Source organism: Cohnella nanjingensis, assembly GCF_014212125.1.
Lineage (GTDB): Bacteria > Bacillota > Bacilli > Paenibacillales > Paenibacillaceae > Cohnella > Cohnella nanjingensis.
Genome location: NZ_JACJVP010000030.1, coordinates 128,776 through 140,979, shown reverse-complemented (window position 1 = coordinate 140,979; position 12,204 = coordinate 128,776). Strand labels below are relative to the sequence as shown.

14 protein-coding genes and 1 riboswitch are annotated in these 12,204 nt (G+C 61.7%); of the genes, 9 read left to right on the top strand and 5 right to left on the bottom strand.

What is annotated here, in order from left to right; genetic code table 11:
- Positions 1-73: 73 nt before the first annotated feature.
- Entirely contained in the window at positions 74-1,390 is a 1,317-nt protein-coding gene (locus tag H7C19_RS19035; protein ID WP_185670631.1) for a deoxyguanosinetriphosphate triphosphohydrolase family protein, read from the top strand.
- A gap of 152 nt (positions 1,391-1,542) precedes the next feature.
- On the opposite strand, the gene H7C19_RS19030 is transcribed toward H7C19_RS19035, so the two are convergent.
- Positions 1,543-2,574, bottom strand: a complete 1,032-nt coding sequence (locus H7C19_RS19030) for an oxidoreductase (RefSeq protein ID WP_185670630.1) — start codon at positions 2,572-2,574, stop codon at positions 1,543-1,545.
- Positions 2,575-2,723: 149 nt separating this feature from the next.
- Between H7C19_RS19030 and H7C19_RS19025 the strand changes: the two genes are divergently transcribed.
- The 4 genes from H7C19_RS19025 (at position 2,724) to H7C19_RS19010 (ending at position 4,349) form a co-directional block, all read left to right on the top strand.
- Complete coding sequence (locus H7C19_RS19025) at positions 2,724-3,182, top strand: Lrp/AsnC family transcriptional regulator (protein ID WP_185670629.1); 459 nt, start codon at positions 2,724-2,726, stop codon at positions 3,180-3,182.
- A 69-nt stretch (positions 3,183-3,251) separates the two neighbouring features.
- Positions 3,252-3,620, top strand: a complete 369-nt coding sequence (locus tag H7C19_RS19020) for a MerR family transcriptional regulator (protein WP_185670628.1) — start codon at positions 3,252-3,254, stop codon at positions 3,618-3,620.
- 3 nt (positions 3,621-3,623) lie between these two features.
- Positions 3,624-3,974 (top strand): thioredoxin family protein, encoded by a 351-nt coding sequence (locus tag H7C19_RS19015; RefSeq protein ID WP_185670627.1) that lies wholly within the window; start codon positions 3,624-3,626, stop codon positions 3,972-3,974.
- Between the two features lie 174 nt (positions 3,975-4,148).
- Complete coding sequence (locus H7C19_RS19010; protein ID WP_185670626.1) at positions 4,149-4,349, top strand: copper ion binding protein; 201 nt, start codon at positions 4,149-4,151, stop codon at positions 4,347-4,349.
- 95 nt (positions 4,350-4,444) lie between these two features.
- Here H7C19_RS19010 and H7C19_RS19005 read toward each other — a convergent pair whose 3' ends face one another.
- Positions 4,445-4,657, bottom strand: a complete 213-nt coding sequence (locus tag H7C19_RS19005) for an alpha/beta-type small acid-soluble spore protein (protein WP_185670625.1) — start codon at positions 4,655-4,657, stop codon at positions 4,445-4,447.
- A gap of 131 nt (positions 4,658-4,788) precedes the next feature.
- On the opposite strand from H7C19_RS19005, the gene H7C19_RS19000 reads away from it, so the two are divergent.
- Positions 4,789-5,640, top strand: coding sequence for an ATP-dependent DNA ligase (locus H7C19_RS19000; protein WP_185670624.1), 852 nt, complete (start codon positions 4,789-4,791; stop codon positions 5,638-5,640).
- A gap of 258 nt (positions 5,641-5,898) precedes the next feature.
- Positions 5,899-5,942: riboswitch (PreQ1 riboswitch) on the top strand.
- A 105-nt stretch (positions 5,943-6,047) separates the two neighbouring features.
- Positions 6,048-6,533: a preQ(1) synthase gene (gene queF / locus H7C19_RS18995; protein WP_185670623.1), complete on the top strand. Its 486-nt coding sequence runs from the start codon at positions 6,048-6,050 to the stop codon at positions 6,531-6,533.
- A 122-nt stretch (positions 6,534-6,655) separates the two neighbouring features.
- Here the strand turns inward: queF and H7C19_RS18990 are convergent, their stop codons facing one another.
- Complete coding sequence (locus H7C19_RS18990) at positions 6,656-7,597, bottom strand: DNA-3-methyladenine glycosylase family protein (protein ID WP_185670622.1); 942 nt, start codon at positions 7,595-7,597, stop codon at positions 6,656-6,658.
- Positions 7,598-7,874: 277 nt separating this feature from the next.
- Here H7C19_RS18990 and H7C19_RS18985 point away from each other — a divergent pair, with 277 nt between their 5' ends.
- Complete coding sequence (locus tag H7C19_RS18985; protein WP_376775387.1) at positions 7,875-8,396, top strand: GNAT family N-acetyltransferase; 522 nt, start codon at positions 7,875-7,877, stop codon at positions 8,394-8,396.
- A 1-nt stretch (position 8,397) separates the two neighbouring features.
- Here H7C19_RS18985 and H7C19_RS18980 read toward each other — a convergent pair whose 3' ends face one another.
- Positions 8,398-9,423 (bottom strand): HoxN/HupN/NixA family nickel/cobalt transporter, encoded by a 1,026-nt coding sequence (locus H7C19_RS18980; protein WP_185670620.1) that lies wholly within the window; start codon positions 9,421-9,423, stop codon positions 8,398-8,400.
- Positions 9,424-9,615: 192 nt separating this feature from the next.
- Complete coding sequence (locus H7C19_RS18975; protein WP_185670619.1) at positions 9,616-10,389, bottom strand: helix-turn-helix domain-containing protein; 774 nt, start codon at positions 10,387-10,389, stop codon at positions 9,616-9,618.
- Positions 10,390-10,515: 126 nt separating this feature from the next.
- Between H7C19_RS18975 and pyk the strand changes: the two genes are divergently transcribed.
- Positions 10,516-11,934 (top strand): pyruvate kinase, encoded by a 1,419-nt coding sequence (gene pyk / locus H7C19_RS18970; protein WP_185670618.1) that lies wholly within the window; start codon positions 10,516-10,518, stop codon positions 11,932-11,934.
- The last annotated feature ends 270 nt before the right edge of the window (positions 11,935-12,204 follow it).

Sequence of the window (12,204 nt, the reverse complement as noted above, 5' to 3'; positions counted from 1 at the left end):
GATGTATCGGCAAAGTAACGGTAAAACTTAGACTTGCCGATACTTGAAAAATAGCGGAAGGGAGCGGGTGTGCATGAACGTGCGCAAGCTGCGGTTATACGATACCGAAAACATCCACTCCGGCGAAGACCGGGACGAATTCGAGAAAGACTACGCGCGGCTGATCCAATCGCCTTCTTTTCGCAGGCTTCAGGGCAAATCGCAAGTGTTCGGCGCCGGTTCGGGCGATTATTACCGGACCCGGCTCACCCATTCGCTCGAAGTGTCGCAGATCGCCCGGGAGGTCGCGCGCCGGCTGGGCAAGCAATACGCGTTTCTGTCGGCGAAGGCGCATCCCGGCCTGATGCTGGAGCCCGAAGTCGTCGAGGTCGCCGCGCTGGCCCACGACCTCGGGCACCCGCCGTTCGGCCACAAAGGCGAGGAAGTGCTGAACGACGTCCTGACCGCGGAGCATGGGTTGAAGTACGAAGGCAACGCGCAGAACTTCCGGATCCTCATGTTCCTGGAGAAGCGGGCCGGCAGCGACAGCGGGCTGGATCTCAGCGCGGCCGTGCTGCTCGGCATTAACAAATATCCCTTCTGCATCGACGAGCCGGGACGGGTCAAGGGGGTCTACCGCACGGAGTGGGAAGGCATCGCCTATCTGCGCCAGCTGTGGGGGATGCCGGAGGGGTGCGCGACGCTCGAGGCGCAGTTGATGGACCTCAGCGACGATATCGCATATTCGACGCACGATCTGGAGGACGGCATCCGCGCGGGCAAAATTCCGATGAGCCGGACGTTGTTCGAGGATGACCGGATCATCGCTCATCTGATTCAGGAGATCGAGGACGATCCGGGCAACAAGGATATGAACTGGGAGCAAGTGGATCTGCAAGCCATGGTTCGCCGGGTGCTGAGCGACTACCTGGCGCAATGGGAGGCGATCTATATGGAGTGCGACGGAGAGCCGTCGCGTACGAGACGCGAGATGAAGGCGCGCTGGGTGCGCCAGTTCGCCAATCAAGTCGGCATCCTGGACGACCCGGCGCGCGGCTGGAAGCGGGTGACGTTCATCCGCGAAGGCGTTCAAGATCTCGAACTCCTCCGGACGATGGAGATTCTGAAGAAGCTCGCGTGGGTGACGCTCCTCAAGGATTTCCGCGTGCAGCGTCTCCACAAGCGCAGCGAGATCATGATTCGCGGGCTGTGGGACAGCTTCAAGACGCTGGAGACGGGGCGGCTGATCCTTCCGCCCGACTGGCTGGAGATGTACGAGCTGCAGAAGGGCAAATGGCCGTGGGAGCGTCTCGTGGCGGACTATCTCTCCGGCATGACGGACGCATACGCGGAGAAAGTATATGCCGAATTCTTCGCCAGCCGGTCCGGCTCGATCTACGAACGGGACTGAGCGCGAAGAGGCGAGAGCGTGCGCAGGCAGCGCGGAACCGCCGCGTATCCCTATCCCGCACGCCGCGTTCGCGCAGTAAGTCTCGATCGGGTGCGCGCAGCGCGGCATCCGGGCCGACGTTCCGCCTGTCCCTGCGGGCGATTGCCGCGCCGTTAGGACGTGGCGGCCTTGCAGGCGCGGTCGTCCACGGCTTTCGCTCCGGCTTCGATGCCGAGCATCGAGGCCGCAAAGTCGGGATCCCGCAGCATCGGCCTGCCGATCGCGATCGCGTCCGCCAGACCGTCTTCCAGGATGCGGTTGGCGTAATCGGGCCGATGGATGTTCCCGACCGCGATGACGGGCACGCGCACGTGCTGCTTGATCGCCGCGGCATAAGGCAGCTGATAGCCGTCCGGCGTATGCTCGGGCGCGACGGGCAAGAGACCGCCCGTCGAGACGTCGACGGCGTCGATGTCCACGCCCTTTAACATTTCCCCGAGTTGTCCCGCGGTCAGTCCGTCCGACGCATAGTCGGTCGCAGAGACGCGTACGATGACGGGGTAGTCGTCTCCGGTCTCCGCGCGGACGGCGGCGACGATCTCCCTCAACAATCGGGCTCTTCCTTCGAGACTGCCGCCATAGGCGTCCTCCCGGCGGTTCGTTAACGGAGAGAGAAATTGATGGACGAGGAAGCCGTGCGCCGCATGCACTTCGATCCCGTCAAAGCCGGCATGCAGGCTCCTTCTCGCCGCCAGGCGGTACTCCTGGACGATCGATTCGATCTCGGACAAGGTCAGCGCATTCGGCGTGCCGAAAAAGTCATCATAGGGGATCGCGCTCGGCCCGACGAGCCGGCGGGTCGTCTGCGGGTCGGACTTGCGTCCGCCGTGGGACAGCTGAATGAACGCCGGAGCGCCCGCTTGGCGGATGGCGTCCGCGATCTTGCGGATCGGCGCGACGTGGCGGTCGGTGAAGATGCCGATATCGTTCGGATTCAGCCGTCCGTCCGGCGAGACGGCGACGGATTCGAGGATGACGAGGCCGACATGGCGGGCTCTGCGACCGTAGTGGTCCACGTGGTGCTGGGTCGCGAAGCTTTCCGGCGTACCTTGATACTGTTGCATCGGCGCGAGAACGAGCCGGTTGCGCAGGACGAGGCGATTGATCTTCAACGGTTGGTTCAATAAAGACGTCTTGGCGTTCATATTTCATTTCCCCTTTCCGGTATAGCGTTCATTTTAGGGAATTCCGAGCGCGATTTACATCCGATATTCATGTTAAAATGGGGATTGAACTTGATGAAATGCAGTTATTCCGGTCCGTAAAACTTGAAAAATGCAAGGAGGCGGCAGCAATGGATCGCATCGATATGCAAATCCTCTCTCTGTTGGAGGAGAACGCGCGCATCTCGATCGCGGAGATCGGGCGAACGGTCTCCATGACCCAGCCCGCGGTGACCGAACGCGTCCGCCGATTGGAGGAACAGGGCGTCATCCTCGGCTACCGGGCGGTGCTGGCGCCGAAGAAGCTGGGCCGCGGCGTGACGACCTTCGTGCAGTTCAAGACGAACGATTGCGGTTCGTTCGAGCGGTTCTGCGAGGAATCGCCCGAAGTGCTGGAATTGTACCGCACGAGCGGGGAATACAACTTTCTCATGAAGATCGCGACCGCGACGTTGGAGGACTTCGCGGCGTTTCAACGGCGGTGCAGCGCTTACGGCTTCTCGATGGCGATGACGGTGCTCGCGGCCAGCATCCCGGGAAAGCCTTTGACGGAGACTGTCATCGGCGAGGATCGGGCGCAATCTTCCTGAACGCTTGACTCTCACATCGATGTGAGGGTTTAGAATGGAAACAGCCGCTGAAGAAAGGAGGATTCGGTCATGAAGATCGGGGAACTGTCCGCGCGAACCGGCGTGAGCATCCGGTCGCTGCGCTATTACGAAGAGCAGGGGCTGCTGACGCCCGTTCGGGAGGCGAACGGCTACCGGGAGTATTCGCCGTTCGCCGAGGATCAGGTGCGCACGATTCAACTTTACTTGCAGCTCGGACTGTCTACGGAGCAGATCTCCGGCTTTCTGACCTGCGTACTGCAGAACCCGGAGACGTTCTGCCGGGAAGTGCTGCCCGTGTACGAGCGGAAGCTGCGGGAGATCGAAGCGCAGATCGAGCAGCTCGGGCGGATCAAAGCCAATCTCCAGGACCGAATCCGATTCTTCGGGGCGAATTCCGTTCGCGTTCAGGAGGAATGACCCGTGAAGTTGACCGAAGTGAACGATCAGTCGTTCAAGGAACACGTTCGTCCCCTAGGGGTTACGCTTGTCGATTTCAGTACGACCTGGTGCCCGCCCTGCAAGGCGCTGATGCCGGTGCTCGAAGAACTGGCGGATGCGTACGGCAGCCAAGTCTCGATGCTCAAGGTGGATTGCGACGATTCGCCGGAGACGGCTTCGGCCTTCGGCGTAATGGCCAACCCGACGGTCATCGTGTTCCGCGACGGCGAACCGGCAGAGAAGCTGGTGGGACTGCGTCCGAGCGGCGCGTACCGCGCCGTGCTCGACCGCCATCTCGTGCCGGACGGAGAATCGTCGTCGGCGCGGAATTAACGCGTGAAAGGAATCCTCTTCCTCGGAAGGGGATTCCTTTTGTCGCTTGACATACCCCTACGGGGTATATTAAACTGAGCGCGAGAGGCGAACCTATGATGAACCGAATCCCTTGCGGCTCCGGATCGAAGGCCGAGCTTCCGAATTGAATGAAGGAACGGGGAGGTTAATCGTATGCAGAACGTAACCTTGAAGGTAGACGGCATGTCCTGCGCGCATTGCGTGAACAGCGTGGAGGGCGCCGTGAAGCAGCTGGGCGCGAAGGCGACGGTAGATCTGGCGGGCCATGCCGTAACGGTTCGGTACGACGAAGCGAAGACGACGCTCGCGGCGATCAAGGAAGCTATCGAGGACCAGGGCTACGACGTCCGCTAAACCCATTGTCCCCTTGACGAATGCAAGCCCCGCAGACATCTGCCTGCGGGGCTTGCGGTGTTGGCGGAGCTTCGCTCAGCTCTCTGCCGACGAGCTCAGTAACGTCCGCTGCCGCCGAGCTGCTGCTCCGCCATTTGAACCAGGCGGCGGGTGATATTGCCGCCGAGCTGCCCGGTCTCGCGGGTCAGCATATTGCCGTAGTAGCCGTCTTGCGGGATCTGGATGCCCAGTTCGCGCGCGACCTCGAACTTCATTTGCTCGAGCGCGGCGCGCGCGTTCGGCACTACGAGCTGGTTGCGACTTGCCATATGTAATCACCTCCATGATTTGCCACTTATTATGCTGTTCGGATGTTCCTCTTATACATACAATTACCATCCCCTCGCAAGCCTCTCCAGTGCTACAATCGAGGGATAAGAGAGGAAAGGCGGACTGTCCCATGTTCATCGCGCCCATGCTGCTCGAGCAACGGGAGCATCCCTTCGACGACGAAGGCTGCCTGTTCGAGCCGATGATCGACGGCCGTCGACTTCTCGTATCGTTGGAACGCGGACGCGTTCGACTGTACACGCGCCACGGCATCGAAGTCACGTCCCAGTATCCGGAGCTGCATCAAGTACCGGTCGCCGGCGGCGCGGACGCCGTGCTCGACGGCGAAGTCGCCTGCTTCGACGCCGCGACGGGGACGTTCGCGCCGGAGCGGCTGACGGAGCGATTCCGCATGCGCAAGCCGATGCAGATCCGGGAAGCGGCCGTGCGGCAGCCCGTTCATTTTTTCGCGTTCGATCTGCTGCGCTGCGATGGCGCCGATCTGCGGGATCTTCCGCTCGAACGGCGCAAAGAGATGCTCTCCGGCGCGCTCGAAGACAGCCGGAGCTTCTCCAAGCTGCCGTATATCGATGGAGACGGCAGCGCCTTTTACGAGGCGATGGCGGGCAAGCCGTTCAAGGGGATGGCGGCCAAGCGGAAGTCGAGCCGCTACGTCGGCCGCAGGGACGGGAGCTGGCAGAAGATCATGCGTTACCGCTATGCGAACGTCGCGATCGTCGGCTACCGGAAGCATCATTTCGGGTGGCTGGTCGCGCACGACCGCAAGATCGTCGGGCTGCTGGACCGCGACGTGCCCGATCCCTACCGCCAAGCGTTCGGCGGCGTGAGCCGCGAGATCGCGACCGGCGAGGACCGGGATTACGTCTATGTGAAGCCGGCGATCGCGGCGCGCGTCCGGTTCCGCGATTGGACGGCGGACGGCAGGCTTCGCATGCCCGAATTTCTCGGATTCGCCGATTGAAGACAAGCCGTGCGAACGAAGCGGAATCGGGTCAGGGATGTTTCACGTGAAGCAACATTTTTTGCCAATTTCCGCGCGAAACGCTCCGATAAGCGTCTGGTCATCGGGATATGCTACGCCTCCGGTTCCTCCGACCTTTTCCGCGGCGAGGGATTGACGGCTTCTGTCGGATCGGCTGCGCTTGGCGGGTGCAATCCATGCGGGATTGTGCTATAGTACAAAGCGTCCAAAGGAAGAAAATCCGGCCGCTTCGCGCCGCCGGGAGAGGTTCGCAAACTCCCTCTATAAAAAACTAAGGGACGTCTTAGTGGCTTATACAGCGTGTTTCACGAATCTCTTTGTTCTTTTCGCATCCGGCAAGCCGCATTCGCGGCCGGGCCCGACAGAAAAGGGAGGAGATTTTTTTCATGTCCGCAGGAAGAAACGACGAGCAGCTGGCCGGCGTCACATTGCTCGGCAATCAGGGCACCAAGTATGCGTACCAGTATGCGCCCGAGGTGCTGGAGACGTTCGAGAACAAACATCCGGGACGGGATTACTTCGTCAAGTTCAACTGTCCCGAATTCACCAGCTTATGCCCGATGACGGGCCAGCCGGACTTCGCCGCGATCTACATCTCCTACATGCCGGACGTGCGCATGGTGGAGAGCAAGTCGCTCAAGCTCTATCTGTTCAGCTTCCGCAACCATGGGGATTTCCACGAGGATTGCATGAACGTCATCATGAACGATCTAATCGCGCTCATGGATCCGAAGTACATCGAGGTGTGGGGCAAGTTCACGCCGCGCGGCGGCATCTCCATCGACCCCTACTGCAACTGGGGCCGACCCGGCACGAAGTACGAACGGATGGCGGAGCACCGGCTGCTGAACCACGATCTGTATCCCGAGTAAAAACGGCTTCGCCGTCTTCCCGAGCGGCGACACGTTTTTATCGGAGGTCATACAGAGATGGATAGGTGCAAAGCTTGTACATGCGGTATGACCGAGAAGGTCGATAACCGGTAAAAAGACCATTAGTCCGACAGGCTGCGCCACAGATAAAAGGTGGCGAAAGCCTCCCAGCCCGCCCACGGCGCATAGAGCTCCCGCAACTGGGCCAGCGTCGGCTTGGCGTCCAGATTCAGAAGCTTGCGCACCGCTTGGTGAATGCCGGCGTCCTGAATCGGGAACGCCTCGGGATAGCGCAGGCAGCGCATGAGCGCGTAATTCGCCGACCACGGACCGATGCCGTGGAGCGCGGTGAGGCGGACGACGGCGGCGTCGAAGCCGCCCCGCAGCTCGGGCTGCGCCTTGTTCAGCGTCCCCGCCGCGACTTCGCGGGCGACGCCGATCAGGAAGTTCGCCTTGTTCCGCGAGAATTGCAGCGGGCGAAGATCGTCGGCGGAGAGACGCGCGATGACGGCCGGGTCGGGAAACGACCAGAAGCGTTCGCCTTCATATTCCAGCGAATCGCCATAGGTTTGCACGAACCGCTTTTTGAGCTGGTAGGCGAAGCTGAGCGTGATCTGCTGACCGATGATCGACCAGCACAGCGCTTCGAACAGGTCCGGCACGCCGACGATACGGAGTCCGGAATGGCGCAGGATCAACGGCGACAGAACCGGATCCCGGGCCGCCATCCGGTAGAAGGCTTCGACGTCCGCATCGAGTCCGAACCAGTCCCATACGTAGCCGGCCGCTTCGCGGAGTCGTTCGGATGCGCAACTGCCGCTTAGGCAGCGGATGCGAAGCCCGTCGCGGTCCGGCTCATGGGCGAGCTCGACGAGCAGGGGAAGATCCTTGATGCGGAGCAGCTTCAAGATGCGGCCGTCATCGGTCACGCGATGCAGCACTTCTTCGTTGGAGCGCGTCAAGTAACCGAGCGTCTCCGGGTAGGAGAAGGGCATCGGATGCGCGAGGAAGACGCTGTCGCCGTCCAGGACGATGGCGTCATCGATTGATGAAGGGAGAGGCATGGCATTTCCTCGTTTCTATAGGGAGATCGGTCAAACTCGTCTTCATTCAGTATAAACCTTACGCGCGGAGAAACGGTAGCCCGGGCCCTCGTCGGGCTTCGCCGCCGGGATGGCGGCCGTTCGTCAATCCGTCGGACGCGACGATCGAATTTCTCTATCGTCCGCGCATTGACGCTGGATCGCGAGCGGTGGTACAGTGAGAACGAATGTTAACCCGATCAGGATAGTCAGAATGATGTGGAGAGGTTAGAGAGACGGAGGGATCGTTTTGGGAGAAGTGGCGGAGATTCGCATTCGGGAAGCGTCCCCTGCGGATGCGGAGCCGATCCGGGACCTGCTGTTGGAGGCCTACGGCGAATACGAGACAAGGTTTCCGGAAGGCCGGTGGGAGCCTTATCGCAAGGAATTGAGCGATTCGGTCACGCGGGAGGGACCGATCGCGCGACTCGTGGCCGAAGGGGACGGACGGATTCTGGGCAGCGTGCTGCTCTTCGACTCGGGCGACAGCGCCTACGGCTTGCCGAGCCTCGAGATTCATACGCCCGTCATCCGTCTGCTGGCCGTCTCGCGGCAGGCCCGGGGGCGCGGCGTCGCGACCGCCCTCATCGAAGAGAGCGCCCGTCGCTCGCGCGAGCTGGGCGCTCCTACGATGTACTTGCATACGTCCGATCTCATGGCGGCCGCGATCAAGCTATACGAACGGCTGGGGTTCGAGCGGGCGTCCGACAAGGATATCTACAACGGAGCCGTGCAGATCAAGAGCTACGTGCTCCGGCTTCAAGCGTCGGCGGTGCGATAAGCTAGCCGCGAAGGCTCGCATCGGGCTGCCGCCGCCGCCGGCGCCAAGCGAGGATCGAGACGGTCCAGGCAAGCGCGAACAGGACGACCAAGGCGTACCCGACCTGATCGAATGCGATGCCGTCGATCCACGCGAGGAGCGGTCCCTTGGTCTTCGCCTGGTCGCCCAGCACTTGCGCGAGCTCGACGATGCCGATGACGAGCGCGGCGGCGACGGAGACCGAGGTGACGGTGACGTTGTAGTAGAGCTTGCGCAGCGGCGTCGCGAACGCCCAGCGGTAGGCGTTCGTCATGAACATGCCGTCCGCGGTGTCCATGAGGCTCATTCCGGCAGCGAAGAGGAGCGGGAGCGAGATGATGCCGAAGATCGGCATCGTCCCTTGCGCGGCGGTCGCCGAGATGGCGAGCAGCCCGATCTCGGTCGCCGTGTCGAAGCCGAGTCCGAAGAGGAAGCCGAGCGGGTAGACGTGCCAGCTGCGGCTCACGAAGCGGAACAGCGGCTTCAGGATGCGCGCGAACAAGCCGCGCGCGTTCAGCAGCGCCTCGAGCTGATCCTCCTGCAGGCGTCCCTCCCGCAGACGCCGGAACAGCGGGAGCAGCTGCAGCAGCACGATCAGGTTCAGGGCGCCGATGACGACGAGGAAGAGGCCGGAGACGGAGGCGCCGATCACGCCGCCGATCTCGCCCATCTGCGGCATCCGGTCCTGGATCCAATGAACGGAGAAGGCGATCGCGAGCACCATGAGGAAGACGACGGACGAGTGTCCGAGCGAGAAGTAGAAGCCCACGCCGAGCGGGCTTCTTTTTTGTTCGACCAGCTTGCGCACCGTGTTGTCGATCGCGGCGATATGGTCGGCGTCGAAGGCGTGCCTCAGCCCGAGCGTATAAGCGAGCAGTCCGACGCTCCAGAACGCCGCGTCGTGCCGGGCGGCGGTAAGCAGACCGAGCATTCCGACGACGTGAAGCGCGAGGATGACGACGAGATAGCCGGACCAGGATTTGCGGTCTTGCCAGAGGGATCGGAACATCGGGTAGCCTCCTACGGGGATGGATCCCGCATGAATGCCGGCGAGGGAAGGAGCCGCATCCCGCGCGAGAGGGACTGCGGACTTTGTCAACTTTCCTTACCGGGACATCTAGCGCGGATTGCTGAATTGGTAAGAATGTAACATGGTCGGCGCGAGTCGGTCAATGAATGTGTTATATTTAATGACATCAATTCAAGGCCGATCGCGCATATAGTCGGAAGGGATGCGGCCCGTCGTCCGTTTGAAGATCCGTTGAAAGTAAGAAACGTCCCGATAGCCCAAGTATTCCGAGATCTCGGCCACCGTGAGCAGGGAGTCGGACAGCATGTAGACGGCGGTCTTGATGCGGACCGCATGCACATAGGCGCTGATCGTCTGCCCGATCACGCGCTTGAACAAGGCTGCCGCGTGGTTGGGCGTGCGGCCGATGCATTCCCCCAGCTCCTCCTTCGTCACGCGCTCCCGGTAATGGCCGGCGATATAGGCCTTCATCCGCTCGGCCATGCGGACGGCGGCATCCGTGGCGGGTTCCCGCAGATTTTCCCGGCTCCAGAGCACCGCCAGCTCGCTCAGGATCGCTTCTGCGCGCAGATCGGCATACGGCGCTTGTTCCGTCCATTCCTCGTGCATCGTCTTCAGACGTTCGATCATCCATTCGTACATGCCCATTCGCGCATGCGCTAGACGGCCCTCGCCGAACAGCGGCACCCGTGCCGCCGCTTCGCCGCAGGAGAACGAGACGACGTATTTCTCGTGGAAAACCGAAGGAATGCTCTTGGCGTAATAGTCGGCAAACGCGGGCACGAAGAGAAAGTCGCCTTTCTCGAGAATGATCTTCCGTTTGCCCATCCAGTACACGATGCGCCCGTAAGTCACGGCTATGAAGGACGCGAGCCCGCGGTCCGGCTCTCCCTGCTCGAACCAGTCCGTGCCTCGATCCTGTCTGACATAAGCGACATGAAGCATGATTCGCTTCGCCTCCGATCGTACAATGATGAATCTATCATACTATAGTTCATATTCATCCGACAAAATTCGATCTACAATAGAATCGAGAGGTTGGACATCGGGAAGAGCGAAAGGGAGAGAATGATGCGCAAAACGAAGATTGTATGTACGATGGGACCGGCGTGCGAGTCGGTTGAGGTGCTGAAGCGGATGATCGGCGCGGGGATGAACGTCGCCCGCCTGAACATGGCGCACGGAGAGCTTGAGGATCACAGCGGACGGATGACGCGCATCCGCGAAGCGGCGCGGGAGATGAACGCGCTGGTGGCGATTCTGATGGATATCAAAGGACCGGAAGTCCGCATCGGCAAGCTGGCCGAACCGGGCGAGCTCAAGGCAGGCGAACGCCTGACGCTCACGACGGAGACGATCGTCGGCAACGCGGAGCGCATCTCGGTCAACTATGCCGAGCTGCCGCTCGTCGTGAAGCCGGGGAATCGGATCCTGATCGACGACGGTCTGATCGAACTGACGGTCGAATCCGTCGATCGGACGGAGATCGTCTGCCGCATCGTGAACGGCGGCACGATCAAGTCGAACAAAGGCGTGAACCTGCCGGGCATCCGGACGACGCTGCCCGGCGTCACGGAACGCGATATTATGCACATCAAGTTCGGCGTTCGGGAGAAGGTCGACATCATCGCGCCTTCCTTCGTCCGCCGTGCGGAAGACATCCTGCAGATCCGCGGAATGCTCGAGGAGCTGGGCGCCGGCCATATCCAGATCATCTCCAAGATCGAGAACGAGGAAGGCGTCGACAATCTCGACGCGATCATCGAAGCGTCCGACGGCATCATGGTGGCGCGCGGCGACCTCGGCGTCGAGATCCCGGTCGAAGAAGTGCCGATGATCCAGCGCGAGATGATCGAGAAGTGCAACCTGGCCGGCAAGCCGGTCATCGTCGCGACCCATATGCTCGACTCGATGCAGGTGAATCCGCGTCCGACGCGCGCGGAAGTGAGCGACGTCGCGAACGCGGTGCTGCAAGGCACGGACGCCATCATGCTGTCGGGCGAGACGGCGGCGGGCAAGTATCCGGTCGAGTCGATCGAGACGATGGCGAACATCGCCGTGAAGGCGGAGTCGATGCTCGACTACGGCGAGCAGTTCCGCAAGCGGAGCCAGCGGCAGCCGTCGACCGTCACCGAGGTGATCAGCCAGTCGGTCGTCAGCGCCTCGCTCGAGCTCGACGCCAAAGCGATCCTGACGCCGACCGAGAGCGGATTCACCGCGCGGATGGTCTCGAAGTACCGGCCGAAGGCGCCGGTCGTCGCGATCGCCTCCGATGATAACGTCCTGCAGCGGCTGTGCCTGCTGTGGGGCGTGATCCCGGTGAAGGGCGAGAAAGCGGAATCGACGGACGACGTGTTCGCGTCCGCCGTCCGCAACGGCCGGAAGACCGGCCTGCTCGCCGCGGGCGACCATGTCGTGATCTCCGCGGGCACGCCGATCGGCAAGGCCGGCGCCACGAATCTGATCAAGATCGAGCAGATCGCCGAGTAGCGCGATCGGCGACGAGTCGGCGGCAGCGGAGATTTAAGTCGCCGAAGAATACGGGCGTGCCGGCGGCGAGGACCTGAAACTCGGTACGGTGCGGCAGCGACTACGCCATCATAGATGAACGCCGATGGCGGGTGGAACGAGACGGGATAGAATCCCGTCTCGTTTCTTTTTTTGGCGCCGCGGATGTTCGTCCGGTCGGTCCGGGCTGCCGCTCGAACAAGGATTTCCAATTGTGCTACAATGGGATGACGGCCGCGATCGAGCTGCACG

Coding starts and splice junctions, on each gene's coding strand:
- H7C19_RS18990 (WP_185670622.1), bottom strand. CDS start 7,597: ATGCCTCTCCCTTCATCAATCGATGACGCCATCGTCCTGGACGGCGAC.
- H7C19_RS18975 (WP_185670619.1), bottom strand. CDS start 10,389: ATGCTTCATGTCGCTTATGTCAGACAGGATCGAGGCACGGACTGGTTC.
- H7C19_RS19025 (WP_185670629.1), top strand. CDS start 2,724: ATGGATCGCATCGATATGCAAATCCTCTCTCTGTTGGAGGAGAACGCG.
- H7C19_RS19030 (WP_185670630.1), bottom strand. CDS start 2,574: ATGAACGCCAAGACGTCTTTATTGAACCAACCGTTGAAGATCAATCGC.
- H7C19_RS19005 (WP_185670625.1), bottom strand. CDS start 4,657: ATGGCAAGTCGCAACCAGCTCGTAGTGCCGAACGCGCGCGCCGCGCTC.
- queF (WP_185670623.1), top strand. CDS start 6,048: ATGTCCGCAGGAAGAAACGACGAGCAGCTGGCCGGCGTCACATTGCTC.
- pyk (WP_185670618.1), top strand. CDS start 10,516: ATGCGCAAAACGAAGATTGTATGTACGATGGGACCGGCGTGCGAGTCG.
- H7C19_RS19035 (WP_185670631.1), top strand. CDS start 74: ATGAACGTGCGCAAGCTGCGGTTATACGATACCGAAAACATCCACTCC.
- H7C19_RS19020 (WP_185670628.1), top strand. CDS start 3,252: ATGAAGATCGGGGAACTGTCCGCGCGAACCGGCGTGAGCATCCGGTCG.
- H7C19_RS18980 (WP_185670620.1), bottom strand. CDS start 9,423: ATGTTCCGATCCCTCTGGCAAGACCGCAAATCCTGGTCCGGCTATCTC.
- H7C19_RS19000 (WP_185670624.1), top strand. CDS start 4,789: ATGTTCATCGCGCCCATGCTGCTCGAGCAACGGGAGCATCCCTTCGAC.
- H7C19_RS19010 (WP_185670626.1), top strand. CDS start 4,149: ATGCAGAACGTAACCTTGAAGGTAGACGGCATGTCCTGCGCGCATTGC.